23 protein-coding genes are annotated in these 26,170 nt (G+C 66.1%); 16 read left to right on the top strand and 7 right to left on the bottom strand.

Going from position 1 to position 26,170, the window contains the following annotated elements; translation table 11 throughout:
• Positions 1-148 precede the first annotated feature (148 nt).
• From thrS to pdxS, 4 genes are all read left to right on the top strand, one after another.
• Complete coding sequence (gene thrS, locus M2428_RS10115; protein ID WP_277525824.1) at positions 149-2,158, top strand: threonine--tRNA ligase; 2,010 nt, start codon at positions 149-151, stop codon at positions 2,156-2,158.
• Positions 2,159-2,177: 19 nt separating this feature from the next.
• Complete coding sequence (locus M2428_RS10120; protein ID WP_277525825.1) at positions 2,178-2,816, top strand: HIT domain-containing protein; 639 nt, start codon at positions 2,178-2,180, stop codon at positions 2,814-2,816.
• Positions 2,809-3,447: a phosphatidylinositol phosphate synthase gene (gene pgsA / locus M2428_RS10125; protein ID WP_277525826.1), complete on the top strand. Its 639-nt coding sequence runs from the start codon at positions 2,809-2,811 to the stop codon at positions 3,445-3,447. The genes M2428_RS10120 and pgsA overlap by 8 nt, the downstream gene beginning before the upstream one ends.
• 207 nt (positions 3,448-3,654) lie before the next feature.
• Positions 3,655-4,581: a pyridoxal 5'-phosphate synthase lyase subunit PdxS gene (pdxS, locus tag M2428_RS10130; protein WP_277525827.1), complete on the top strand. Its 927-nt coding sequence runs from the start codon at positions 3,655-3,657 to the stop codon at positions 4,579-4,581.
• Between the two features lie 230 nt (positions 4,582-4,811).
• Here the strand turns inward: pdxS and M2428_RS10135 are convergent, their stop codons facing one another.
• On the bottom strand, positions 4,812-6,824 hold the full coding sequence (locus M2428_RS10135) for a M3 family metallopeptidase (protein ID WP_277525828.1): 2,013 nt from the start codon (positions 6,822-6,824) through the stop codon (positions 4,812-4,814).
• A 205-nt stretch (positions 6,825-7,029) separates the two neighbouring features.
• On the opposite strand from M2428_RS10135, the gene M2428_RS10140 reads away from it, so the two are divergent.
• The 3 genes from M2428_RS10140 (at position 7,030) to arr (ending at position 9,242) form a co-directional block, all read left to right on the top strand.
• A complete protein-coding gene (locus tag M2428_RS10140) occupies positions 7,030-7,881 on the top strand; it encodes an alpha/beta fold hydrolase (RefSeq protein WP_277525829.1) in 852 nt (283 codons plus the stop codon).
• A 12-nt stretch (positions 7,882-7,893) separates the two neighbouring features.
• Positions 7,894-8,730, top strand: a complete 837-nt coding sequence (locus tag M2428_RS10145; RefSeq protein ID WP_277525946.1) for an alpha/beta fold hydrolase — start codon at positions 7,894-7,896, stop codon at positions 8,728-8,730.
• Between the two features lie 83 nt (positions 8,731-8,813).
• Positions 8,814-9,242: an NAD(+)--rifampin ADP-ribosyltransferase gene (gene arr / locus M2428_RS10150; RefSeq protein ID WP_277525830.1), complete on the top strand. Its 429-nt coding sequence runs from the start codon at positions 8,814-8,816 to the stop codon at positions 9,240-9,242.
• A gap of 17 nt (positions 9,243-9,259) precedes the next feature.
• Here arr and M2428_RS10155 read toward each other — a convergent pair whose 3' ends face one another.
• The 4 genes from M2428_RS10155 to M2428_RS10170 all read right to left on the bottom strand — a co-directional run bounded on the left by M2428_RS10155 (position 9,260) and on the right by M2428_RS10170 (position 13,395).
• Entirely contained in the window at positions 9,260-10,132 is an 873-nt protein-coding gene (locus M2428_RS10155) for an isoprenylcysteine carboxylmethyltransferase family protein (protein WP_277525831.1), read from the bottom strand.
• 685 nt (positions 10,133-10,817) lie between these two features.
• Positions 10,818-11,306: a GNAT family N-acetyltransferase gene (locus M2428_RS10160; RefSeq protein ID WP_277525832.1), complete on the bottom strand. Its 489-nt coding sequence runs from the start codon at positions 11,304-11,306 to the stop codon at positions 10,818-10,820.
• 5 nt (positions 11,307-11,311) lie between these two features.
• Complete coding sequence (locus tag M2428_RS10165; RefSeq protein ID WP_277525833.1) at positions 11,312-12,109, bottom strand: glutamine amidotransferase; 798 nt, start codon at positions 12,107-12,109, stop codon at positions 11,312-11,314.
• Positions 12,106-13,395, bottom strand: coding sequence for a Mur ligase family protein (locus M2428_RS10170; protein ID WP_277525834.1), 1,290 nt, complete (start codon positions 13,393-13,395; stop codon positions 12,106-12,108). The genes M2428_RS10165 and M2428_RS10170 overlap by 4 nt, the downstream gene beginning before the upstream one ends.
• Positions 13,396-13,487: 92 nt before the next feature.
• Between M2428_RS10170 and pdxT the strand changes: the two genes are divergently transcribed.
• The 9 genes from pdxT (at position 13,488) to M2428_RS10215 (ending at position 23,608) form a co-directional block, all read left to right on the top strand.
• Positions 13,488-14,189 (top strand): pyridoxal 5'-phosphate synthase glutaminase subunit PdxT, encoded by a 702-nt coding sequence (gene pdxT / locus M2428_RS10175; protein WP_277525835.1) that lies wholly within the window; start codon positions 13,488-13,490, stop codon positions 14,187-14,189.
• A 3-nt stretch (positions 14,190-14,192) separates the two neighbouring features.
• Entirely contained in the window at positions 14,193-14,948 is a 756-nt protein-coding gene (locus tag M2428_RS10180; protein ID WP_277525836.1) for a YebC/PmpR family DNA-binding transcriptional regulator, read from the top strand.
• A 31-nt stretch (positions 14,949-14,979) separates the two neighbouring features.
• Positions 14,980-15,558 carry a crossover junction endodeoxyribonuclease RuvC gene (ruvC, locus tag M2428_RS10185; RefSeq protein ID WP_090578046.1) on the top strand — a complete coding sequence of 193 codons (579 nt, stop codon included), beginning with the start codon at positions 14,980-14,982 and terminating at the stop codon, positions 15,556-15,558.
• Between the two features lie 134 nt (positions 15,559-15,692).
• A complete protein-coding gene (gene ruvA, locus M2428_RS10190) occupies positions 15,693-16,337 on the top strand; it encodes a Holliday junction branch migration protein RuvA (protein WP_277525837.1) in 645 nt (214 codons plus the stop codon).
• Positions 16,330-17,478: a Holliday junction branch migration DNA helicase RuvB gene (ruvB, locus tag M2428_RS10195; RefSeq protein WP_277525838.1), complete on the top strand. Its 1,149-nt coding sequence runs from the start codon at positions 16,330-16,332 to the stop codon at positions 17,476-17,478. The genes ruvA and ruvB overlap by 8 nt, the downstream gene beginning before the upstream one ends.
• A 261-nt stretch (positions 17,479-17,739) precedes the next feature.
• Positions 17,740-18,162, top strand: coding sequence for a preprotein translocase subunit YajC (gene yajC, locus M2428_RS10200; protein ID WP_277525947.1), 423 nt, complete (start codon positions 17,740-17,742; stop codon positions 18,160-18,162).
• Positions 18,163-18,267: 105 nt separating this feature from the next.
• Positions 18,268-20,043: a protein translocase subunit SecD gene (gene secD / locus M2428_RS10205; RefSeq protein ID WP_277525839.1), complete on the top strand. Its 1,776-nt coding sequence runs from the start codon at positions 18,268-18,270 to the stop codon at positions 20,041-20,043.
• Positions 20,044-21,063: a protein translocase subunit SecF gene (secF, locus tag M2428_RS10210; protein WP_277525840.1), complete on the top strand. Its 1,020-nt coding sequence runs from the start codon at positions 20,044-20,046 to the stop codon at positions 21,061-21,063.
• Between the two features lie 253 nt (positions 21,064-21,316).
• Positions 21,317-23,608, top strand: coding sequence for a bifunctional (p)ppGpp synthetase/guanosine-3',5'-bis(diphosphate) 3'-pyrophosphohydrolase (locus M2428_RS10215; RefSeq protein WP_277525948.1), 2,292 nt, complete (start codon positions 21,317-21,319; stop codon positions 23,606-23,608).
• Here M2428_RS10215 and M2428_RS10220 read toward each other — a convergent pair.
• Together M2428_RS10220 and M2428_RS10225 are read right to left on the bottom strand one after the other, a co-directional pair.
• A complete protein-coding gene (locus M2428_RS10220) occupies positions 23,605-24,288 on the bottom strand; it encodes a type IV toxin-antitoxin system AbiEi family antitoxin (protein WP_277525841.1) in 684 nt (227 codons plus the stop codon). The two genes, M2428_RS10215 and M2428_RS10220, sit on opposite strands and share 4 nt — an antisense overlap.
• 101 nt (positions 24,289-24,389) lie before the next feature.
• Positions 24,390-26,117 carry a DUF349 domain-containing protein gene (locus M2428_RS10225; protein WP_277525842.1) on the bottom strand — a complete coding sequence of 576 codons (1,728 nt, stop codon included), beginning with the start codon at positions 26,115-26,117 and terminating at the stop codon, positions 24,390-24,392.
• Positions 26,118-26,170: the final 53 nt, after the last annotated feature.

The raw sequence follows: 26,170 nt of genomic DNA on the forward strand, positions 1-26,170 counted from the left end.
GCCGCTGGGCTGCGGCCGGGCGAATGCTCTGGCTGCAGTGCGCCGGCGCGTTGGTTGGCCTCTGGAGAAACCGATAGCATGGACGAGGCTGGCTGTGGTCCCCGTACGCCACAAGCTACGAAGCCTTAACTTTGAATAGGAGACACCCGTGTCAGATGCCCAGCAGATCACCCTTCTCGTCGACGGCGAAGAGACCAAGGTGACTACCGGGACCACCGGCGCGGAACTCTTCTTTGAGCGCCGCGACGTCGTTGTGGCCCGCGTTAACGGCGAGTTGAAGGACCTGGACCAGGCCCTTCCCGAGGACGCTGAAGTCGAGGCCGTCACCATTGATTCCCCGGACGGGCTCAACGTCCTGCGCCACTCCACGGCCCACGTCATGGCCCAGGCCGTCCAGCAGCTGCGTCCCGACGCGAAGCTCGGCATCGGCCCCTACATCACGGACGGCTTCTACTTCGACTTCGACGTCGCGGAACCGTTCACCCCGGAAGACCTCCGCCAGCTCGAAAAGATGATGCAGAAGATCATCAACCAGAACCAGAAGTTCGTCCGCCGCGTGGTGTCCGAGGACGAGGCCCGCGAGGCGATGAAGAACGAGCCCTATAAGCTCGAACTCCTGGGCAAGAAGAACGGCGCCGCCGAGGCCGGCGAGGGCGTCAACGTCGAGGTCGGCGCCGGCGACATCACCATCTACGACAACGTGGACCGCAAAAGCGGGGACAGCATCTGGTGCGATCTGTGCCGCGGCCCGCACCTGCCGAACACCAAGCTGATCTCCAACGCCTTCGCACTGACCCGGTCCTCGGCCGCCTACTGGCTGGGCAACCAGAACAACCAGCAGCTGCAGCGCATCTACGGCACCGCCTGGCCCACCAAGGACGCCCTCAAGGCCTACCAGGAGCGCATCGCCGAGGCCGAGCGCCGAGACCACCGCAAACTCGGCGCGGAACTGGACCTGTTTTCCTTCCCGGACGAGCTCGGCTCAGGCCTGCCGGTCTTCCACCCCAAGGGCGGTATTATCCGCAAGGCCATGGAGGACTACTCCCGCCAGCGCCACGTGGATGCCGGCTACGACTTCGTCTACACCCCGCACATCACCAAGGGCCACCTCTACGAAGTCTCGGGCCACCTGGACTGGTACAAGGAGGGCATGTTCCCGGCGATGCACATCGACGCGGAGCTGAACGAGGACGGCACCGTCCGCAAGCCCGGCCAGGACTACTACCTCAAGCCGATGAACTGCCCCATGCACAACCTGATCTTCCGGTCCCGCGGACGCTCGTACCGCGAACTGCCGCTGCGGCTCTTCGAATTCGGCTCGGTCTACCGCTACGAGAAGTCCGGCGTGGTGCACGGCCTGACCCGCGTCCGGGGCATGACCCAGGATGACGCCCACATCTACTGCACCCGCGAGCAGATGAAGGACGAGCTGACCACCACGCTGAACTTCGTCCTCGGCCTGCTCAAGGACTACGGCCTGGACGACTTCTACCTCGAGCTCTCCACCAAGAACGAAGACAAGTTCGTGGGCGACGACGCCACGTGGGAGGAAGCCACCCGCACCCTTGCCGAGGTGGCAGAAGCCTCGGGGCTTGAGCTCATCCCGGATCCGGGCGGAGCCGCGTTCTACGGCCCCAAGATTTCCGTCCAGACCAAGGACGCGCTTGGCCGCACCTGGCAGATGTCCACCATCCAGCTGGACTTCAACCTGCCCGAACGCTTCGAGCTCGAGTTCCAGGCCGCCGACGGCACCCGGCAGCGGCCCGTGATGATCCACCGCGCATTGTTCGGCTCGGTGGAGCGCTTCATGGGCGTCCTGACCGAGCACTACGCCGGTGCTTTCCCGGCCTGGCTGGCCCCCGTGCAGGTGGTGGGCATCCCGGTGGCGGAGGCGTTCAATGACTACATGTTCGACGTCGTGGACCAGCTCAAGGCGGCCGGCATCCGTGCTGAGGTGGACATCTCCTCGGACCGATTCCCGAAGAAGATCCGCACGGCAAGCAAGGACAAGATCCCGTTCGTGCTGATCGCCGGCGGAGACGACGCCGAGGCAGGAGCCGTTTCCTTCCGCTTCCGCGACGGCAGCCAGGACAACGGCGTACCCGTTGCCGAGGCCGTCCAGAGGATCGTCGACGCTGTCCGAAACCGGACCAGCTAGGCAGACGGAAGGGCAGCGCGTGCAGGAAACCACAGGGGCCGGGCCGGAGTATCCGGGCGACCACGCCGTGACGGACGACTTCGGCCTGGCCGGGGTCCCGGACGCCTTCCAGCGCCTGTGGACCCCGCACCGGATGGCGTACATCAAGGGTGGCCAGCACCAGTTCAAGAACCAGGACGACTGCCCGTTCTGCGTCGCACCCGAGCGGGGGGACGAGGAATCCCTGATCGTGTACCGGGGAAGGACCAGCTACGTGGTGCTGAACCTCTTTCCGTACAACCCGGGCCACCTGCTGATCTGCCCCTACCGGCACATCCCCGACTACACGGATCTCACGGTCGAGGAAACGGCGGAATTCGCCGAGCTGACCCAGACGGCCATGCGGGTGCTGCGCAAAGTCGCCAACCCCTCCGGTTTCAATCTTGGCATGAACCAGGGCATCACTGGCGGGGCAGGCATTGCCGGCCACCTGCACCAGCACGTGGTGCCGCGCTGGGGTGGGGACGGGAATTTCTTCCCCATCATTGCCCAGACCAAGGCGATCACGCAGACCCTCGGCGAGGTTCGCCAGCAGGTGGCTGACGCGTGGCCGCAGGAAATGCCAGCGCCGCAGGAAATGCCCACGCAGCAGCAAACTACTGGGGAGAAGGATGCTTAACAGGCACGCCCGGGGATTCTTCACAGCCCTGTTTTCGCCGGTTGCCCGCTGGCTGCTGCGGATCGGTGTGTCTCCCGACGCCGTGACGGTGGTCGGCACGCTCGGCGTGGTGATCGGCGCCCTCGTGTTCTACCCGCTCGGGCAGCTCCTGTGGGGGACCGTGTTCATCACGGCGTTCATTTTCTCCGACGTCATTGACGGCATCATGGCCCGGATGCAGCACCGCGGCGGCCGGTGGGGGAATTTCCTGGACTCCACCCTTGACCGTGTGGCCGACGGAGCCCTCTTCGCCGGCCTCGCCGTCTGGTTCTTCACCGGCGGCGCCAACCCGCCGATCGCCGTTGCCGCCATCGTTTGCCTTGTGCTCGGCATGGTGGTCTCTTACGCGCGGGCCAAGGCGGAAGCCCTGGGCTTTCACGCCAACGTCGGCATCGCCGAGCGCGCCGAGCGCCTCGTGTCCGTGCTGGTGGTCACGGGACTTACGGGCCTGGGCCTGCCCGTCGTCGTGCTGTTCGTGACGCTCTGTCTCCTCGGGGCGGCGAGCCTGGTGACAGTGATCCAGCGCATCGTGACGGTGCACCGCCAGTCGCTGGAGGAACCCGAAGGTACTGCGACGGAACGGTCCGCCTGACGGCGCCACGCGGCCCCGCGGCGGAGTCGCCGAATCCCCGGCCCGGGCGAGATTCGACTGCTGTAACTCGAATTCTGCCGTGCCCCGGCCGGGGGATAGTATTAGTTTTACCGGCCAATGGATCCGGTAATCCGGTGTGTGCGAGACGCGGCATTTACGTGCCGTCCGCGCCCCGGCGAGGTCATCTATCTACCCATAGGGGTTTTTGTGTCTACACCTGATGTAAGCAGCGAAGCCGGCGCGTCCGCGAAGAACGTCACGGGCAGCAGCCGCGTCAAGCGCGGCATGGCTGAGATGCTCAAGGGCGGCGTCATCATGGACGTCGTCAACGCCGAGCAGGCCCGCATCGCCGAAGACGCCGGTGCCGTGGCCGTGATGGCGCTGGAGCGCGTTCCGGCCGATATCCGCGCCCAGGGCGGCGTGTCCCGCATGTCCGATCCCGACATGATCGATCAGATCATTGCGGCCGTGTCCGTGCCCGTCATGGCCAAGGCCCGGATCGGCCACTTCGTCGAGGCGCAGGTCCTGCAGTCCCTCGGCGTGGACTACATCGACGAGTCCGAGGTCCTGACCCCGGCCGACTACACCAACCACATCGACAAGTGGAACTTCACCGTTCCGTTCGTCTGCGGTGCTACCAACCTCGGTGAGGCCCTGCGCCGCATCAACGAGGGCGCGGCGATGATCCGGTCCAAGGGCGAGGCCGGCACCGGCGATGTCTCCAACGCCACTACGCACATGCGCCAGATCCGCGCCGAGATCAAGAAGCTCGCCGGCATGGCCGAGGACGAGCTCTACGTCGCGGCCAAGGAGCTGCAGGCCCCGTACGAACTGGTCAAGGAAGTTGCCGCGACCGGCAAGCTCCCGGTGGTGCTGTTCACTGCTGGCGGCATCGCCACCCCGGCCGACGCCGCCATGATGATGCAGCTCGGCGCTGACGGCGTGTTCGTCGGCTCCGGCATCTTCAAGTCAGGCAACCCGGCCCAGCGTGCCGCCGCCGTCGTGAAGGCCACCACCTTCTTCGATGACCCGGACGAGATCGCCAAGGCCTCCCGCGGCCTGGGCGAGGCCATGGTCGGGATCAACGTCGACGAGATCCCGCAGCCGCACCGCCTCGCCGAGCGCGGCTGGTAGCGTTCGACTGCTTCTCCACAGACTCGGCGCCAAGGCGCCTCGTCCATGGAGCCTCTGCAGTCTCTCTTATTAAGCCAAGAGAGTCGGGCGCGATTGTCGCCTGAGTATTAACCACGACGGCGGCCCGTCACCTCTCCAGGTGGCGGGCCGGCGTCGTTTCCCCCGTCGATTGCTCCGTAACTGCCCTTACCGGTGCGCATAAGGGCGTCTACGGAGCAATCGATGAAGGGTCAGTCCAGTCCGCGGCGCTTCAGCAGCGGGCCGAGGTCCGCGTCCCGGCCGCGGAAGGACCGGAACGACTCCAGCGGGTCGCGGCTGTTGCCGCGGGAGAGCAGCTCGGCCCGGAAGAAATCGCCGTTGGCGCGGCTGAGGCCGCCGTGTTCCTTGAACCATTCCACGGTGTCGGCGTCCAGGACTTCGCTCCAGATGTAGGAGTAGTAGCCGGCGGCGTACCAGCCGCCGGCGAAGATGTGCTGGAAGTAGCCCGTGCGGTAGCGCGGCGGGATCAGGCTGTGCGCCACACCGGCCGCGGCCAGTGCCTTCGCTTCGAACTCGACGACGTCGTCCGGGACATCGGCTGCGTCCAGGACATGCCAGGCCAGGTCCAGCAGGGCCGCGCCAAGGTATTCCGTGGTGGCGAAGCCTTCGCCCCAGAGCTGCGCGGCGTTGAGCTTGTCCACGGTTCCCTGCGGCAGGGGCTCGCCTGTTGCATGGTGCCGGGCATAGTTGGCCAGGACCTCGGGCCACATGATCCACATTTCGTTGACCTGCGACGGGTATTCCACGAAGTCCCGCGGCACGTTGGTACCGGAAAACCGCGGATACGTGACGGCGGAAAACAATCCGTGCAGGGCATGGCCGAACTCGTGGAAGGTGGTGCGGAGTTCGTCCAGCGTCAGCAGGGTGGGCTCGCCGGCCGGCGGCTTGGAGATGTTGAGGTTGTTGATCACCACAGGACGGGTGTTCAGCAGCCCGGACTGCTCCACAAGGGAATTCATCCACGCGCCTCCGCGCTTCGTGTCACGGGTGTAGTAGTCGCCCAGAAAGAGACCCAGGTCCGTCCCGTCGGAATTCTTCACCTCCCAGACGCGCACATCCGGGTGGTAGCCGGCGAGGTCGGCACGTTCGTGGAAGGTGACGCCGTACAAGGCGTTCGCCGCGAAGAAAACGCCGTCATTCAAAACCCGGTCCAGCTCAAAGTAGGGGCGCAGGGCCTGCTCGTCCACGGCATACCGCTCCCGCTTGACCTTGGCCGAGTAATACGCCCAGTCCCAGGCCTCAAGGGGGTGCCCGGCGGCCTCGGCAAGCGCCTCCGCCTCGGCGTCGGCGTTGCGGATGGCGGCCGGGGCCAGCCGGCTCATCATGGCCTGGACAGCTTGGAAGTCCGGTGCCGTCTGCCGGTCTACACTGAGTTCGGCGAAGTTCGCGAACCCCAGAAGGCTGGCCTTCTCGGCGCGGAGCTGGACCATGTGCTTGACCAGATCGAGCACATCGAAGCTGCCGCCGCCGCTGCCTCGGCCGATCGAGGCCTCGTAGAGACGCCGGCGGATGTCCCGGTTGGCCAGTGCGGCCATGGCGGGCTGGTTGCTTGGCTGGATCAGGGTCAGCAGGAACTTTCCCTCGTGCCCTGCCGTCCGGGCGGCCTCAGCGGCGCTGGCGATGTCGTCGGCGGGCAGGCCGGTGAGGTCGGCGGCGTCGTCCAGCAGCAGGGCCGCGGACTTCATGCCTTCCTTGACGCGCTGCCCGAACTCGGTGCCGAGCCGGGCGAGCTCGGCGTTGACCTCTTTGAGGCGCTCCTGGCCGGCGTCGTCAAGCTGGATGCCTGAGGCCCGGAAGTCCTTGAGGTATTCCTCCACGAGCCGGGCTGACTCCCCGTCCAGGACGTCAGTGTCCAGCGCCGCGAAGCGCTCGTAGAGCCCGCGGTTGAGGTAGACGGCGTCCTCGTGGGCGGAGAACAGTGGGGACAGACGGGTCTCGAGGTCGCGGATGGTGTCCGAGGCATCTGCGGAAACCAGGGTGAAGAACGAGGCGGACGCCCGTTCCAGGAGCCGGCCGGAGCGTTCCATGGCCAAGGCGGTGTTCTCGAAGGACGGCGCCGCCGGGTCGGACACGATGGCCTGGATTTCGGCAAGATGCTCGGCCAGGCCTGCCTCAACGGCCTCGGCGTAGTGCGCGTCTTCGATTTCCGAGAACGGCGGCAGGCCGTACGGCAGGGTGCTGGGGCTCAGGAGGGGATTGGTCATGAAGCGACTCTTTCATGCAGCACGCGGGTTCTCAATGACCACTTCAGTGTGTTGTGATTGCGCCCACCGTAGGATGGGGCCCGGTGGGACTGGCCGGTCCGCGAGGCCGACGCCGGATGTCGGCGGCCGGGGCGCGGAGCCAACGGCGGCCAGGGCTGCTGAATTCGGGGGAAACGCTGATGTGTAGGAACCATAGGGGGAACATGTGGAGACGTTGAACGAACGGGGCCGGACGATCGCCGTGCCCGGTGCAGTGCTGGCCGTGTTCGAGTTTGGCCCGGAACCTGGCCCGGACGTGCCCAGCCTGCTCCTGGTGCACGGCTACCCCGATGACCACCGGGTGTTCCTTCCGGCCATCCGCGAACTCGCACGGACGCATCACGTGGTGGCCTACGACACGCGAAACGCGGGCGCCTCCGCCGTCCAGGGCCCGGGCGGGGACTATTCGCTGAAGGCCCTCGTGGACGATGCCTTCGCCGTGCTGGCCGGGGTGGGCGTCCGGGCTGTCCATCTGGTGGGGCACGACTGGGGCTCGATCCAGGGCTGGGCCGCCGTCCAGGACCCCCGGGCGGACGGCCTGATCATCCGCTACACGAGTATTTCGGGCCCGGACCTGGGGCACTTCTCCGGCTGGATCCGTGGACGCGTCCGGACACCGGGGGCTTGGCCGCAGCTGGGCGCGCAACTGCTGCGCAGCTGGTATATCGGAGCGTTCCTCGTCCCGGTCCTGCCAGAGGCCGCCTGGCGGCTGTTCCTGACCCGGCGGTACGAAAAGATGGCCAGGCGCGACGTCGGCAATGATCCGGTCCGCGGCCTGGCCCTGTACCGCAGCAACTTCCGCGGCCGGCGGAGCCCGGCCGCCCCAACGCGGGTGACCGTCCCTGTCCATGTAGTGGTGCCGCTCAAGGATCCGTTCCTCACGCCGGCCCTCGTGGAGGGGCTTGAGTCGTGGGTGGACGATGTCACCGTGACGCGGGTCGACAGCGGCCATTGGTGGCCCGTGACCCGGCCGGCCGAATTCGCGGCACTGCTGCGGCAGCCCGTAACAACGCCGTAAGCCGGCGTCGTGATGGCGCAGACAGACCGGCGGGATCATGCACCGCGGAGCGGGGAGTTCCGCAACGGGATGGAATACCTGACGTGGGGCCGGGGCGCCAAATCCCTGCTCTTTGTCCAGGGCGGACCGGGAAGCATTGTGCCCCAAGGGGTGCTGCGCGGACTCTTTCGGCGGGGGTTTGCTGCCTACCAGGACGCCGGGTACGCCATCTGGATTGTCACCCGCCGGCGGAACATGCCGGCGTCGCACACGAGTGCAGACATGGCGGACGACTACGCGGAGCTGATCGCCGAGGAGTTCGGCGGTCAAGTCGACCTGGTGGTAGCCGAGTCCTTCGGCGGGACGATTGGGCAATACCTGGCCGCCCGCCATCCACAGTCCTTCGGGCACATCGCCATGGTGGTCACGGCGGCCGAGGTGAGCGTGTGGGGCAAGGACGTGGACAAACGGATGGCCGCCGCCGTCGCAGCCGGAGACCCAGCCCGCGCCGGGACGGTCCTGGCCGAGTCCCTCCTCCCAGGCGCACGGACCCGCTGGCTGCGCGAACTGCTGGGACCCGTTGTCGGCAGGCGCGTGCTGGGCCGCTCCGGGTGCCCCGCCGAGGACGTCCTTACAGAGGCGCGGGCCGAGTCGGCGTTCGATGCGCGGGCGGTGCTGCCGCTCATCCGTCCCCCCGTGCTGCTGCTCTGTGGAGGGCGGGATGCGTTCTTCCCGAGGGCGGTGGCGGAGGAGACCGCGCGGTTGATTCCAGACTGCACCCTGATCGTTTATGAGCGGTGGGGCCACTTGCGGGTGGGATCGAGCAGGCGGGTGCCGCGTGACGTCCTGGCCTTTGTCCGGGCCCGCTGATGGCAGATTGGGCTCAGGCAAGCATTGTTGCCTCATAGGGTCAGCCGGCCTAATATTTCGAATCGAACTCATAAGGGGTGTGCATGACGAAGGAGCCCAAACCATTCGAAGTCCACGAATCGGGGGCCCTGCTTCACGGGACGAAGGCGGACCTGGCGGTGGGGGACCTGTTGATGCCCGGATGCGGCTCGAACTTTGAAGAAGGAAGGACAGCGAATCACGTGTACGTGACGGCAACCTTGGATGCCGCAACGTGGGCGGCTGAACTCGCCACCGGGGAAGGCCGTGGGCGGATCTACATCGTGGCACCGACGGGCACCCTTGACGACGACCCCAACGTGACGGATAAGAAGTTCCCCGGCAATCCGACCCGGTCCTACCGGACCCGGGAGCCGGTGGAAGTCGTCGGTGAACTCGTGGATTGGATAGGACACTCGCCCGAACAGTTGCAGGCAATGCGGGATGGCCTCGCCGACCTGAAACGCCGGGGCCTCGCGGTCATTGACGACTAGTAGCGTCCTCGAAATCTCTAAGAGAGCTGAGTCTTCGATACTTTAGGAATCCAGCAGCGCACCGTGTCGCGGTATTGCTGGAATTCTTCGCCGAACCGTTCCTGGAGGTCAGATTCCTCAAGTGGCCTGACGGCGTAGTTCCACACCAGCGAGCCCACGACCGCGTAGGCGATGACAAGCCATGACTGCAGAATGAGGCCAATCGCGGCGCCCTGGACAATGCCCGCGACCGCCATCGGATTACGAATCCAACGATACGGACCCGCAATGACCAGACGGTTAGGCATCGCCGATGGCAACGGCGTGCCATCTCCCAGCGTTGACATCACAACTGCCGACCAGAGGCCAAGAGCGCTGGCGAGTACGAGAACCACGACACCTAAAGGACCTGCAAACGATGGAAACGGTAGCGCCAGCGCCCAGCGCTGTGCGAGAAACGCTATGGCCAAGGGAAGCACCGCCAGGAAGAACCCCCAGAAGAGGACGATTTGCCCGAATGTTGAAGCCACGTGGATGGTAGCGGTCGGGCGGGTGACGGCGGGACGGAAAGCGAATGGACCACGGATGATCCATGCGATCGGTACGCGCCCTAGCAAGATGAGGCAGAGCGCGATCAGGGAACCTGCGGTTGCAGCACCCATGCTCAGGACACCCCAGCCCGCTTCGGTCGTGATCGTGGCGTACACCGCCAGTGCGATCGCGACGAAGTTCGTCCAGCCGGTACTTACTACCGCGGCAACCCTGACGCCAAATGCCGCCACGGCCGAGGCCATGACGAACAGTGGAATGTCGAAGACCGCGACCGGGTCGAGATTACCGCGGGTCGCCTCGCGCACCATAGGCGAAACGAAAACCGCGATCCACCAGGAGAGACCGACGACCGCCTGCATGGCGAAATAAGCCCGACTCCACCGAACCAAGGGCTTCAACGACTTAACCTAGTCATCAATACTCCTTGCCTGCTTGTCAATGGAATTCTTCGAGCGGGCACTTCCGGCTCTAGGACGTGGCTTTGTTTGTGTCGAAGTAAATGTTGGCGTCAGCCTACCGAATTCGACCGTGGCCGCCTCGATAGGCTTCGAGTGCGTCTTCTCTGATCCACTTTCTCGTCAGGAAAGCGTTCAGAACGCAAGAAGCGGCGAAGGTCGCCCAGAATATCCATATGGGTGCGAGGCCCGCAAAAACCAATGCCATGACTGCAACCACGAAGCCGGCAGAGACAAAGCCATAGATTCGACGTGCAGAGGTCGCAAATCGTGCCTCTTGCGTCTCGCGAAAGTAGTTCAGCATCAATCCCCCAAGGTTCGAATCGGAGCCTACAGCAAGGGATGCGTTAAATAGCGCCATTAGACGTGCGCCAGATGCCGCTACCATTCACAGAAAAGCAACCGGAATGTCCCAATAGCGTTGGTCAGAAGTGGTTTCCGAAATGGAATCCGGTCAAAACATTGGATTGTGGGTTTTTGCCGTGTCGGGCAATTTGATTGGCTATGCAAGGGTCAGCACCGGGGGCAGTCTTCGGGTGTCCGGGCGCTAGGCGGAGCCCCGCGGTCACCGCAGCTAGCTCCCGCGCAGCTACCCGGCGTCGAGCTGGAGGGTCATGAAGACGCTGTTGGAGTCGAACTCGTAACCGGCGAACGGCGGGCAGTCCGTGAAGCCGTGCCGCTCATACAGCCGCCGCGCGGGCGCGAAAAACTCTTGGCTCCCTGTCTCCAAGTACAACCGCCGGTAGCCGCTGTGCCGGGCCTCGGCCAGGACGTGGCGGAGCAGCGCCGAGGCAACGCCGCGCCCGCGGGCTGCGTTCGCGGTGCGCATCGACTTGATCTCAGCGTCGCCGGGCGCCAGGTGCTTCAGCGCCGCGCACCCCAACAGCTGTGAGTCTTCCCGGGCGGTCCAGAAGCTGATGCCGGGTCCGGCCAACGCGGCGGGATCAAGGGCATGGACGCTTTCGGGCGGGGAGGTCGCGTACATGTCAGCGAGGTGTTCGCCCAGAAGCTGCAGGACGTCCTCCCGCTCCGGGATGTCGTGCCCAATCAGGACGGTGCCGCCAGGAATGCCTGCCATCTGGGTCAGCGGGGCCGACGGGCGGCGTGTTCACGCGCCAGCACCGCGTATGAGTCGTCCGGGGTGCCCGGCGTGAAGCTGCCGTATTTGCGTTCGACGGCGGTCTGGATCAGGAAGTCCGCGAGGGCCGGGTTCTTGGGCAGCAGTGAGCCGTGCAGGTAGCTCGCGACGATGTTGCGGTAGCGGGCGCCTTCCTGGCCGTCGGTGCTGTTGTTGCCGGTGCCCTTGGCGGTGGTTCCGAGCGGTTCGACGCCGGGTCCCAGCGTGGTCTGGCCGCTGTGGTTCTCATAGCCCAGGATGCTGCCGAACTCGGGGGAGGTGACGGTGACGTTGCCGATCAGGCGTTCGTCGGTGCCGTGGGTCTCCACGTCCAGGATGCCAATGCCCGGGAGGACCGTGCCGAGCCGGGTCTTGAAGAATTTCCCGAAGAGCTGGTACAGCCCGCAGATTACGAGCATTGGGGTGCCGTCGTCGGCCAGTTGCTTCAGCGTGGACTCGCGCGACAGGAGGTCGTCCTGGATCACGAGCTGCCCGCTGTCCTGTCCGCCGCCGCCGACAATGAGGTCCACGTCTGCCGGGAACGGGTCACCGACGTTGTATTCGAGCAGCTCCGGCGTGTAGCCGTGCCAGCGCAGGCGCTGGGCGAGGACCAGGGCGTTGCCCCAGTCGCCGTAGATGTTCATGTCCCGCGGGTAGAGCTGCAGCACCCGGATGGTTCCCTTGCTGGGGGCCGCGGAGTCTTCGGGCGGCAGTTCGTGCCCAAAGGAGAGCTCGTGCGGGGTTTCGGGGGACCGGGGGGTCATGAGACCACCTCCACTGTGGTGATTTTGGACAGCTCGCGGCGGATGGCCAGCATGGCCGTGTAGGTGCAGAAGATCCGCTTCGGCTTGGCCTCGCCGCCGCGGATGAACGCTGCCAGCGCCGGCGCGATCTCCGTGTCGACGGCGCCGATGGCGACGTCGTCGTACTGCAGCCGCAGCGCCATGTCGTAGGCGCGGGAGCCCGTGAGCTGGTCCACGCCGCCGTCGCGGAGGGTGTCGAATTCGACGTCCCACAGCCAGGACATGTCCCGACCGTCCGCGTAGTTGTCGTTGATCGCGATCATCGTGGCGTACCCGGCGGCCGGGAACGATTTCAGGCCCAGCCGGAATCCGCTGGGGTTCTTGACCAGTACCAGCTCCAGCGGCAGGCCGTCGACCACAAGGCTTTCGCCGCGGCCGAACGCCGGCGCCACCTTGGCCAGGGCCGTGAGCAGGCCGGCCTGGTCCGTACCGGTGCCGCGGGCTCCCGAGACGCCGCGGGCGAGGGTCAGCGCGGCGGCGGCGTTGAAGATGTTGTAGACGCCACGGAGCAACATCGGCGTGGTGACCGTCGCGCCGTCGTACTCGAAATCGGCGTCGTCGGGTCCCACACGGCGCAGCACGACGTCGGCGGCCGGCCGGGCGGGGGCGGGAGGCACCGGGCTCCCCGGGGCCGCGCGCATCTCATCGTCGTTGGGGAAGGTGCTGAGCAGGGAATCGTCCAGCCCGAAGTAGAGCACCTCCGGCCCGTCCAGGGTCTGGGCGATCCGGGCCACGCGGGGGTCCTCACGGTTCAGGACCACGGTCCCGGTGGTCTTGGACGCGATGTGCTGGAGCAGTTCGGCGGTCTTGTCGATCTCGCCGAAACGGTCCAGCTGGTCGCGGAGGACGTTCAGCAGGAGGCTGTACCGCGGCGGGACCTTGTTGACGAAGTGCACGGCATGCGCCTCGTCCAGTTCCAAGACCGCGACGTCGGCATCGAGCCGGCCGCGCCAGTCCACCTCGCCCAGGAGCGCCGCGGCCACGCCGCGGGTGAAGTTGCTGCCGGTGCGGTTCGTGAAGACCTTCAGTCCCTGGCTCTCCAGCAGTTCCACCACCATCTTCGTGGTGGTGGTTTTCCCGTTCGTGCCACTGACGACGGCGACCCCCAGTGGCAGCGTGGACAGTGTCCGCCGCATGAAATCGGGGTCGATTTTTTCGACCACAAGCCCGGGAAGGGCCGAGCCTCCGCCCCTGAGCCGGGAGACCCGGCGGACGAGTTTGCCGAGCGGAACGCTGAAGTAAAGCATGCTCTGTAATATATCCCAGCAGCGGCATGGACCCCGGACGCCCGGGGCTGGTGCATGCGTCCCGGCGCAGCGCAGCCCATTATGCTGTGGGGATGACCACCCCCTCTTTTTCCCCTGATTCCCGCGTGGGAACAGGGCTCCGGATCGGCGTCCTGGCGCTGCAAGGCGATTTCCGGGAGCATCTTCACGCCGTGGAATCCGCCGGTGCCACCGGCGTCGGGATCCGCCGCCCCGCGGAGCTTGACGGCCTGGACGGCCTGATCATCCCCGGCGGCGAATCGACCACGATTGACAAGCTCTCCAGAATTTTCGGGCTCCGGGATCCGCTGCGCGAACGCATCCAGACGGGCCTGCCCGTCTACGGCTCGTGCGCCGGGATGATCCTGCTGGCGGACGAGATCGCGGACCCGGCGAAGGACCTCGTCGGAAACCCGCAGCAGACCTTCGGCGGACTCGACATCACCGTGCGCCGCAACGCCTTCGGCCGGCAGCGCGAGTCCTTCGAGACGGATCTCGACTTCAGGGGGCTCGAGTTCAGCGCCGTCGCCGGGGCGGTGGCTCCGGTCCACGCCGTTTTCATCCGCGGGCCCTGGGTGGAGCGCGTCGGCGACGGCGTCGAAGTCCTCGCCCAGGTGGAACCGTCCAAAGCAGGCCACCCCGAATCCCTGGACGGGACGGCTAGAATTGTTGCAGTGCGTTCCGGCAAGCTGCTGGCCACCTCCTTCCACCCGGAAGTGACGGGGGAGAAGCGCGTGCATGAACTGTTTATTCGAATGATCAGAGGGGAAGCGTAAAGCATGTCAGGCCACTCCAAATGGGCGACGACCAAGCATAAGAAGGCCATCCTTGATAGCCGCCGGGCCAAGTCGTTCGCCAAGCTGATCAAGAACATCGAAGTCGCCGCGCGCATGGGCGGCCCTGACCTGTCCGGCAACCCGGGCCTGGAACTGGCTGTCACCAAGGCCAAAAAGACCTCGGTGCCCGCTGACAATATCGACCGCGCCATCAAGCGCGGCGCCGGGCTCACCGGCGAGGTCGTGGACTACACCGAAATCATGTACGAGTGCCGCGGCCCGCAGGGCTCCGCTCTGCTGATCGAGTGCCTCACGGACAACAAGAACCGCGCCGCCTCCGAGGTCCGGCTCGCGATCTCCCGCAACGGCGGCACGATCGCCGATCCCGGGTCGGTCAGCTACCTCTTCAGCCGCAAGGGCGTCGTGTCGCTGCCGAAGAACGGCCTCAGCGAGGACGACGTGCTGATGGCAGTCCTCGACGCCGGGGCCGAGGAAGTCAAGGACAACGGCGACAGCTTCGAGATCCACTCCGAGCCGACCGACCTCCAGGCCATCCGCGATGCCCTCAAAGAAGCCGGAATCGAGTACGACACCGACGAGGCCGAGTTTGTGCCGTCCATGCAGGTGCCGCTGGACCTCGAGGCCGCCAAGAAGTTCATGAAGCTCGTGGACGCCCTGGAAGAACTCGACGACGTCCAGAACGTCTACAGCAACGCCGACCTCAGCGACGAAGTGCAGGCCGCACTGGAAGCCGAGTGACATCCTCAAGCAGTGATTTTGAGGCCCGGTCTTGACCCTGCGCGTGCTGGGGGTTGACCCGGGCCTCACCCGTTGCGGGATCGGCGTCGTCGACGTCGAAAGGAACCGGCGGGCCACCATGGTGGCCTTCGGTGTGGTGGGAACCTCCCCCGAGGAGAGCCTGGACCAGCGGCTGCTGGTCATCGCCACGTCCATCGATGAGTGGCTGGACAAGTACGAACCGCACGTCCTCGCCGTCGAACGGGTCTTTTCCCAGCTCAACGTCAGCACGGTCATGGGCGTGGCGCAGGCCTCCGGCGTGGTCATTGCGGCCGCCGCGCGCCGCGGCATCCCCGTGGCGCTTCACACCCCGTCCGAGGTCAAGGCCGCCGTGACGGGAAGCGGGACCTCGAACAAGGACGCGGTCACGAAGCTGGTGACCAAGATCCTCCGGCTGGACGCGCCCCCGCGCCCGGCCGACGCCGCCGACGCCCTCGCGCTGGCCATCACCCACGCCTGGCGGGCCGGCAGCGGCGCCGCCGTGGCGACGACGGGGCCGGGCAGCCAGTCCCTCACTCCGGCCCAGCGGGCGTGGGCCGACGCGGAGGCAAAAGCGCGCCGTGCGCGCTGAATGTCATGCCCGCTTGCTAGGCTATTCGTAGATATGTTCGGATAGCAGGGTTTCCATTCCATCTGTTCGCTGTCTGGATATTCGCTTTATCTTTGTTCGCTGTTGCCTTTCGCTGTAGACCCAGGAGCCCGGCCTTGATCAGTTTTCTTCGCGGAACCGTAGCGCATGTTGGCCTGTCCTCCGCCGTTATCGACCTCAACGGCGCCGGCATGAGCGTCAACGCTACGCCGCAGACCCTCAGCGGGCTGAGGGTGGGGGATGAGGGGAAGCTCTTTACGTCCCTGATCGTGCGGGAGGACTCGCTGACCCTGTTCGGTTTCGCTAGCGATGACGAACGTGTTGTGTTTGACATCCTGCTCAGCGTCAGCGGCGTCGGTCCCCGTCTGGCCTTGGCCGTGCTGGCCGTCCACGAACCAGAAGCCATCCGGGTTGCCGCCCACTCCGGCGACGGCAAGGCCTTCACGAAGGTCCCCGGAATTGGGCCGAAGGTGGCCGGCCGGATCGTGCTGGAACTCGCTGGCAAGCTCGTGCCGCACGGCACCGCCGGTGCGCCGGTCGCGGCGGTGTCTGCGGAATCCGTCTGGAAGCCGCAGGTCGTCGCCGCAATGATCAGCCTGGGCTGGTCCGAAAAGGATGCCACGGCCAGCATCGACAAGTCCTTGGCCGACTCCCCGGAACTGGCCGCGAACGGCAACGTGGCGGAGATCCTCCGCGCGACGCTGCGCTGGCTGGGGCAGGACGGCGCCCGCGCCGGAAACCGGGTAGGCGCGCGTGGCTGAGCCATCGATTACCGCCGGGGGAGAGGAGCCGGAGGAGCGGGTCATCGAAGCCGCCCTGCGGCCCAAGAATCTGCACGATTTCGTGGGCCAGCACCGGGTCCGCAAGCAACTTTCCCTCGTCCTGGAGGCCTCGCGGATGCGCGGCCGCAGCGCGGACCACGTGCTCCTCTCCGGCCCTCCCGGCCTGGGCAAGACCACGCTGTCCATGATCATCGCCGCCGAGATGAACGTCCCGCTGCGGATCAGCAGCGGCCCGGCCATCCAGCACGCGGGCGACCTCGCGGCCATCCTGTCCTCGCTCTCTGAAGGCGAGGTCCTGTTCCTTGACGAAATCCATCGGATGTCCCGGCCGGCCGAGGAAATGCTGTACATGGCGATGGAGGATTTCCGCGTCGACATCGTCGTCGGCAAGGGCGCGGGCGCCACCGCCATCCCGCTTGAACTGCCGCCCTTCACACTGGTGGGCGCCACCACGCGGGCCGGTCTGCTTCCCGGGCCGCTCCGGGACCGCTTCGGTTTCACCGGCCACCTTGAGTTTTACTCCGTCGAAGAGCTGGAACTGGTGCTGCGCCGCTCCGCCGGCCTGCTGGACCTGAAGGTCAACTCGGCCGGTTTCAGTGAGATCGCCGGCCGGTCACGGGGCACGCCGCGCATCGCCAACCGGCTCCTGCGCCGGGTCCGGGACTGGGCACTCGTTCACGGCATCGAGCAAATTGATGCCCGGGCGGCGTCCGCGGCCCTGGACATGTATGAGGTAGACAAGCGTGGCCTGGACCGGCTGGACCGTGCCGTTCTCGAGGCCCTCATTACCAAGTTCGGCGGTGGGCCGGTGGGGCTGTCCACGCTCGCGATCGCCGTCGGCGAGGAAACGGAGACCGTGGAAACGGTCGCCGAGCCCTACCTGGTGCGGGAGGGGCTGCTGGGCCGGACGCCGCGCGGCCGCATTGCCTTGGCGCCGGCCTGGACGCACCTGGGCTTTGCCGTTCCTGCCGGCGTCTTCGGCCAGGATCCGTTGGAGCTGTTCCAGGCCGAGGGGCTTGCCGACGAGCTCGGCGACGAGCCGGGCGAGGGCCCGCAGGGCGAATCCGGCGGTGGCCTGGCTGAGGAAACCGGTCCTCAGCGGATCAGAAATAGCCGCTAGCACCGTACTTTCAGCTTTTCCCTCTAGACTGGTATGACGCTCGGCACGTTCGGGTTTTGTTTCCGTGGGCGGTGAGCAGGTGGCCGCCGGCGGTCTGGGGATGGTCTCTCTGCCAGCTTGCTGTGCAGACCCCTGCCCGCGCCGCCCGGAGCAAACGGACGTTGCTGAAAAACAGCTATGCAAGTACAGAACGGAACAATCCCTGTGTTCGGACTTATTTCTGCCCAGACCCAGCCGCAGGCCGGCGGCGGCATCGACATCATGACGATTCTCCTTTTCGTCCTGCTCGGACTTTTCGTCTTCATGATGTTCCGCCGCAACAAGAAGACCCAGCAGCAGCAGGCCCAGCTTCAGTCCAAGTTTGAGCCCGGTGTGGAGGTTATGACGAGCTTCGGGCTGTTCGGCCGGATCGTCAACATCGATGAGGCCGAGAACAAAGTCACTCTGGAGCTTTCCCCGGGCAACACCGCCACCGTGCACCGCCAGGCTGTCACCAAGATTGTGGAGCCGGTTGTTGCGGCCGAGGAGCCGTCGGTTGTTCCCGATGACGCCTCCTCGCTGACCACAGACAAGCTGGGCACTGAGGGCATGGACGCCAGCACCCCTGTCCAAGACGCACCGCGCAATGAAACTCCCGAGGAAACCCTGCGCCGCCTCAACGACGAAGGCAAAAAAGACAGCTAGTCTGCCTAACTGAGCTATCCCGCGAAGCAACGGTTGCGGGCATCCGTCGGCGGGGGTCAAGAGCCCGCGCCGGCGGATCCGCCGTAAATAATAGAAAGATCGACAATGGCACGAACTGGCCCCAAATACTCAGCCATCAGGATGCTGGTCTGGCTTGGCGTACTCATCGCCGCCATGACGGCTGTCCTGGCAGGCGGCACGATTGCCGGCCAAGCGGGCTGGGCTCCAAAGCTCGCTCTGGACCTTGAAGGCGGCACCCAGATGATCCTGGCGCCCAAGGTTGAGGGCGGTTCGGGTATCACCGAAGACCAGCTCAACCAGGCCGTGGCGATCATCCGCCAGCGCGTGGACGGCTCGGGCGTCGCGGAAGCGGAAATCAGCACGCAGTCCGGCCGCAACGTCGTCGTCAGCCTCCCGGGAACTCCTGCCAAGGAAACCCGTGCGCTGATCCAGGCCTCCGCCGATATGAACTTCCGCCCGGTTATTCAGGCCGGCCCCGGCGCAGCCGTCCCCGCGGCGTCCCGGACCCCGGAGGCCCAGCTGCCGAAGCCGACGGCGGCACCCGCCAACAGCAGCGACGAGAACTGGGTTACCCCCGAGATTTACAAGCAGTTCGAGGCGCTCGACTGCGACAACCCCTCCCAGGACAAGCAGCAGCGCTCCGACCCGACCAAGCCGCTGGTGACCTGTGAGCCGGCGTCGGCCAACTCGCCGGCCACCAAGTACATTCTTGGTCCGGTTGAGGTGAAGGGCTCGAACATCAAGTCCTCCTCGTTCCAGCTGCAGCGCGGCGCCCAGGGCGCCGTGACCAACGAATGGGCCGTCAACATCCAGTTCGACGACCAGGGCACCGCCAAGTTCAAGGAAGTCACCGAGCGCCTGTACCAGTTCTACGCCGCCGGCGGCGGCCAGACCGGCTCGGATCCGAAGGCCCAGTTCGCAATCGTCCTGGACGACCAGGTCATCTCTGCCCCACGGTCCCTCGCCGTCATCACCGACGGCCGGCCGCAGATCACCGGCGGATTTACCGAGGAGTCGGCCAAGGCCCTCTCGGACCAGCTCCGTTTCGGTGCCCTGCCGATCAGCTTCGAAATCCAGAGCGAACAGCAGATCTCGGCAACCCTTGGCGGGGAGCAGCTCCGCATGGGGATGCTCGCCGGCGTGATCGGCCTCCTGCTGGTGTTTGTCTACTCGCTGTTCCAGTACCGGGCCCTTGGCCTCGTGACCGTGGCCTCCCTCGTGATCGCCGGGGTGCTGACGTTCCTGGCCATCGCCATCCTCGGCTGGACCGAAAACTACCGGCTTTCGCTCGCCGGCGTCGCCGGGCTGATTGTGGCGATCGGCCAAACGGCCGATTCTTTCATCGTCTACTTCGAACGCATCCGCGATGAGCTCCGCGAAGGCCGCGGCCTCGTCTCGGCCGTGGAAAACGGCTGGAAGCGGGCCAAGCGCACCATCCTCGCCTCCAAGGCCGTGAACCTCCTCGCCGCCGTCGTGCTGTTCTTCGTGGCAGTGGGCAACGTCCGCGGCTTCGCGTTCACCCTCGGCCTCACCGCGATCGCCGACCTCATCGTCGTCTTCATGTTCACCCATCCCACCCTGCAGCTGCTGGCTCGGACCAAGTTCTTCGGCGAAGGCCACAGGTTCTCGGGTCTGGACCCGAAGCGCCTCGGGGCCGTCCCGCTGTACCGCGGCGCCGGCAGGGTCCGAACACCGGAGGACAAGCCCGTGGGAGTGGTGCGCGCGAAGAACACCGGCGCCGCCGCCGAGGCAGAACGCCGGATGACCATCGCAGAACGCCGCCTCGCCGAAAAGCAGGACCAGGCACAACAGGCGCAGCTCGCCGGTACCTCCAAGAGCGCGTCCAAGGAGGGCAAGTAAATGGTCAACTTCTCAACATTCGGCAATGAGCTGTACACAGGCAAGCGCTCGTACGACTTCGTCGGTTACAGGAAGCTGTGGTTCCTGATCGCGGGGATCGCCGTCGCGCTCTCGATCCTGATCCCGGTCGCCAAGGGCGGCTTCAACCTCGGCATCGAGTTCCGCGGCGGCTCCGAGTTCACCGTCTCCAACGTCAAGACCACCGAGGCCTCCCTCGGCGAGAAAGCCGTCCAGAACGTCGTATCGGGGTCCGTGCCGCGCGTGGCCAACGTCGCAGGCACCACCATGCGCATCCAGACGGACAAGCTCACCGACGACGAGACTCTCCAGATCAAGGAAGGCCTCACCAAGGCCTACGGCGTGACGGATAACGAGGTCACCTCAACCTTCGTCGGCCCCACGTGGGGTGCGGACGTCACGAAGCAGGCACTGATGGGCCTGGCAATCTTTGTGGGCCTGGCCGCCGTGTTGATGGCGCTCTACTTCCGGACGTGGAAGATGTCGCTCTCGGCACTGGTCGGCATGGCCGTCACGATGTTCATGACCGCCGGTATTTACGGTCTCAGTGACTTCGAGGTGACGCCGTCGGCCATCATCGGCTTCCTGACGGTGCTCAGCTATTCGCTGTACGACACCGTGGTGGTGTTCGACAAGATCCGAGAGAACACCGCGGACATGCAGGCGTCCACCCGGCGGACCTTCGCTGAAGAGGTCAACCTCGCCATCAACCAGACCCTGGTCCGGTCCATCAACACCATGGTGGTGGCCATCCTGCCGGTCGGCGCGATTCTCTTCATCGGTGCCGGGCTGCTCGGTGCCGGAACGCTGCGGGACCTGTCCCTGGCGCTGTTCGTGGGCATCCTGGTGGGCACGGCCGCGACGATCTTTATCGCGGCGCCGCTGTACGCCGCGTTGCGGCAGGGCGAACCTGAGCTGGTCAAGCAGGCCAAGCGAGTGGAACAGAGGCGCGCCGAAGCGGCAGCCAAGACCACATCGCCGGCGTCGCCCGCTACGGCCTGAGCTCCGCCACTCTCCCTAAGCCAGCCCAGCAGACGGGCCGGAGACCGTCCATTCGACGGCCTCCGGCCCGTCGCCGTACCCCGGCCGGTTATAAAAGTATCCTGCTGCGGGAATACACTTGAATAATTGACCGGTCGCGAGAGGTGCTCCATTGGAAGAACGTTCGACGCCGGTGCCGGAGGCACCTGCGGACAAGGGCCAAGGCCAGGGTTCTCAGACTGACCTGGTGGTTCCCGGACGTCCCGATGTTCCCGTGCCGGTCGACAATTCGCACGCCCGGCCGACTTTTCCTGGCCGGCGTGAACGCACGAGGTCGCGCCTTGCCCGGCTGACTGGCCGCGGTGCCCCGGCGTACTCCCCGATCCTGGAGCCGTTGCTGCGCACGGTCCGTGCCAACAACCCCAAAGAGGATTTCGACCTCATCCAGCGCGCCTTCGTGGTGGCCGAGCGCTGCCACCGGGGCCAAAAGCGCAAGAGCGGGGACCCGTACATCACGCACCCGGTGGCGGTGGCCACCATCCTCGCCGAACTCGGCCTCAGCGGCACCACGCTGGCCGCGGCCCTGCTGCACGACACCGTCGAAGACACCTCTTACACGCTGGCCGATCTGAAGGCCGAGTTCGGCCCCGAAGTGGCCATGCTGGTGGACGGCGTCACCAAGCTGGACAAGGTCAGCTTCGGTGAGGCGGCCCAGTCCGAGACCGTGCGCAAGATGGTCGTGGCCATGGCCAAGGACATCCGCGTCCTGATGATCAAACTCGCCGACCGGCTCCACAACGCCCGCACGTGGCGCTTCGTGTCGGCAGAGTCCTCGGCCCGCAAGGCGCGCGAAACGCTGGAAATCTTCGCGCCGCTGGCCCACCGGCTCGGTATGAACACCATCAAGTGGGAGCTGGAGGACCTGTCCTTCGCTGCTCTTTATCCCAAGGTGTACGAGGAAATCGTGCGCATGGTGGGGGACCGGACCCCGGAGCGCGAAAAGAACCTGTCGGTCATCCGCAACCAGATCACCGAGGACCTCCGGGCGGCGAAGATCAAGGCCACGATCACCGGACGGCCAAAGCACTACTACTCGATCTACCAGAAGATGATCGTCCGCGACAAAGACTTTGACGACATAAATGACCTCATGGGCGTCCGTGTCCTGGTCGATTCAGTCCGGGACTGTTATGCGGCCCTGGGCGCGATGCACTCCCGCTGGAACCCCCTGCCCGGGCGGTTCAAGGACTACATCGCGATGCCCAAGTTCAACATGTACCAGTCGCTGCACACGACGGTGATCGGTCCCGGCGGCAAGCCGGTGGAAATCCAGATCCGCACCCATGAAATGCACCGGCGGGCCGAGTACGGCGTCGCCGCGCACTGGAAGTACAAGGACCAGCCGAACCGGACGGCCGCCGGCCCCGGCAGCCCGCGCGACGGCGACATGGGCTGGCTGCGCTCCCTCGTGGACTGGCAGCAGGAAACGTCGGACCCCGGCGAGTTCCTCGACTCCCTGCGCTTTGAGATCAACGCCCGCGAAGTGTTCGTCTTCACCCCCAAGGGTGAGGTAATGGCCCTGCCTGCCGGGTCCACGCCCGTGGACTTCGCCTATGCCGTGCACACCGAGGTGGGCCACCGGACCATCGGCGCACGCGTGAACGGCAAGCTCGTTCCGCTCAACAGTGAACTGAACCACGGCGACTGGGTGGAGATCTTCACCTCCAAGGCTGAAGGCGCCGGTCCCAGCCAGGACTGGCAGCACTTCGTCAAGAGCGCCCGGGCCCGGAACAAGATCAGGCAATGGTTCAGCAAGGAACGCCGCGAGGAAGCGATTGACCGCGGCAAGGACCTGCTGACCAAGGCGATGCGGAAGCAAAACCTCCCGCTGCAGCGGCTCATGACCCACGACGCCCTCGCCGCGATCGCGGAGGACTTCAAGTACGTCGACATCTCCGGGCTCTACGCCGGCGTGGGCGACGGCCATACCTCCGCGCAGTCCGTTATGGAACGCCTGGTGGAGAGCCTCGGCGGAAACGAGCACCCCGACGACGCCCTCACCGAAGTCTCCATTCCCACCCAGGTCAGCAAGGCGCGGTTCTCCGATTCCGGTGTTGTTGTCCGTGGCGTGGACGACGTCTGGGTGAAGCTGGCCCGGTGCTGCACGCCGGTGCCGCCGGATCCGATCCTTGGCTTCGTCACGCGCGGCTCCGGCGTCTCCGTGCACCGGACCGACTGCACGAACGTCAGCGGCCTGATGGGTCAGCCGGACAGGATCGTGGAAGTGGATTGGGCGCCCACACAGGCCAGCGTGTTCCTCGTGGAGATCCAGGTCGAAGCGCTGGATCGCAAATCGCTGCTTTCCGACGTCACACGCGTGCTGTCGGAAAACCACGTCAACATCCTGGCGGCGAGCGTCCACACGTCCACGGATCGTGTGGCGATCTCGAAGTTTGCGTTCGAGATGGGCGATCCCAAGTACCTCAGCCATGTGCTCAGCGCAGTCCGCAGGATCGACGGCGTCTTCGACGTGTACCGCACCACAGGGAACCGTCGCCGCAGCTAGCCGGCCGCATTGGGCGGCGACGGCTGTGTGACGAGGGCGGCGAGCTTCGCCAGCGCTGCCCGTTTGTGCGGAACGCGCGGGCTGGCTTCGACGGCAACCCTGAGCAGCCGCAGACGCACGCCCAGCTCGGGACGGGCCAGCATGGCCCTCAGAGCCGGCACGGCCCGATCAGCTTCCACGTGCAACGCCACGTCCACTGCCGTGCGCAGCGGGCTGGACACCATCAGGCCTCCCATGCTCACGACGTCGAACGGCCCCAGACGAACTTCGTGGAAGGTGCAGCCGCGCACCGATCTCAGACTGGAAATCCGCCGGTTCGCGTCAACCAGCAGCGCCAGGCGGTCCGGCTCGGCGGCGCAACCGTAGATCCAGGCCGCGGTCATTCGCCCCGCCACGACCCGCTGCCGGATCGTCGGCGCCACCGCCAGGGACGCGGCGCGGGCGCGCAGCTGCGGACTGGCATGGGCCCCGGGTGGCAGGTAACCCCGCTGATACAGCTGCGTCAGCACGCCATCGGCGGCCATCGACTGCAGCTCCGGCCAGGAGAACAGTGTTCCGGGGGAGTAGAGCTCGCAGTGCTCTGGCCCCGGTCCCGGCCCCGGAGCGCGCTGGCCCGAACCAGTCTGGCCCGAACGAGGCGGCCCGGAAAGTGCGGCGGGAGCGCGGGGCATGTGTACCATCCCGCCATCGTTCCCGGTTCCCCGGACATGGAACAGGCCCCGTTCCGGTCATGTGGATAACCGAAACGGGGCCTGGACTGACTTCCTGGTGTGCCGCGTGCCTAGGAGAGTTCGCTCGCCGAGCGCTCGAGCTGCTCGAGCCAGGCCTGGCGTGCCTCGAGGGCCTCCCGGGCTGCCGCGATCTTGCGCTCGTCGCCGGCCTTCTCCGCCTTGGCCAGGTCTTCCTTGAGACCGGCAATGGCGGATTCGAGCTGGGTCAGGGCGCTGTTGGTGCGCGCCTTCGTCTCAGGGTTGGAGCGCTTCCAGTTTTCGTCCTCGGCCTGACGGACGGCGTCCTCCACCTTCCGCAGGCCAGCTTCGATGCGGCCCATGTCGGCGCGCGGAACCTTGCCGGCTTCTTCCCAGCGGTCCCGGATGGACTGCAGTGCCTTCTTGGCCGCTGAAAGGTCCTTAATCGGCAGGAGCTCGTTGGCCTCCACCAGGAGCGCTTCCTTCACCACCAGGTTCGCACCGTATTCCTGGTCGATCTCGTCGTTGGCTGCCTGCCGGTTGGTGAAGAAGACGTCCTGGGCGGCACGGAAGCGGGCCCACAGGGCGTCGTCGTCCTTGCGGCTGGCGCGCGGGGAAGCCTTCCATTCATCCATCAGGCGGCGGTACTCGCCGGCGGCAAAACCCCAGTCGGTTGAGGAGGAAAGGGCCTCGGCTTCGTTGATCAGCTTCTCTTTTGCTGCCTTGGCTGCCGAGTTGGTGCTGTCCAACTGGGAGAAGTAGGCGCGCCGGTGCCGGTCAAACACCGTGCGGGCGGCACGGAACCGCTTCCACAGCGCGTCCTCGTTGCTGCGGCCCAGCCGTACTCCACTCTTCTGTGCAGTCTTCCAGCTCTCGAACAGTTCGTTCATCCGCGCGCTGGAGGTCTTCCACTGGATCTGCGCGGGATCGTGACCGGCGATTTCCTCGGCTTCGGCCACTATGGCCTCGCGGGCGGCAAGCTCGGCGGCGCGAACGGCGTCGTGCTCGGCCTTCTCGGCCTTTTCGAGCTCGCCGATCTGTGTCACCAGCGCGTCCAGCCGAGCCTCGGCGGAGCGGAAGTCGCCCACCATGTTCCGCTCGGCGAGCTGCTCGCGTAGGTGCGTGACGGTCTTCTGCATGTCCGCAGTGGGGGCCTTGGAGCTCACGCGCTGTTCCAGCAGGACGATCTGGGCCACGACGTCGTCGAACTTCCGGGCAAAGTAGCCCAGGGCCTCGTCGGCGCTGACTCCCGGGTACTGCCCGACGGGGTATTCCGTGCCGTCAACGGTCAGGAAGACATGGCCGTCGCCTTCAACACGGCCCCAGCGGGCTGCTTCCGCCAGTGAGGCTGCGGAGGACACTGCCACCGGTGCGGGAGCCGGGGCGGCCGGAGACGGCTTGGCCTTCGGCCGGGCAGCAAACGCTGCCGGGCTCGGCGCGGGACGCGCGGCCGGCGAGGGGGCCGGGGCCGGAGCAGCAGTGGCCTCGGCTTTAGCAACAGGCTCGGCGGCCGGTTCGGCTGGCGTCTCCGCCGACGGTGCCGCGGCGGGCTCCGCCGCTGCTGCCTCGGTGGGCGCTGCGGGTTCCGCTGCCTCGTTGGGCGTTGCAGGTTCCGCTGCCTCGTTGGGCGTTGCAGGTTCCGCTGCCTCGGTGGGCGCGACGGGTTCGGCGTCGTCTGCAGCGGCTGGGGCTGCGGTTGCCGCAGTCTCGCCGGCAGCGTCTACTGCAGCGCCTGCACTCTCGGCAGGGGTTGCCTCGGCTTCGGTCTCGTTGGCAGCTGCTGTTGCCAATGTTTCGTCGGATTTCTGACTGTCTGTCACCGCTAGAAGTCTTTCGCTTGGAGGGAAATACCGGGACCACGGCCTTCAGGGCC

Source organism: Arthrobacter sp. ES3-54, from assembly GCF_029504395.1.
Lineage (GTDB): Bacteria > Actinomycetota > Actinomycetes > Actinomycetales > Micrococcaceae > Arthrobacter.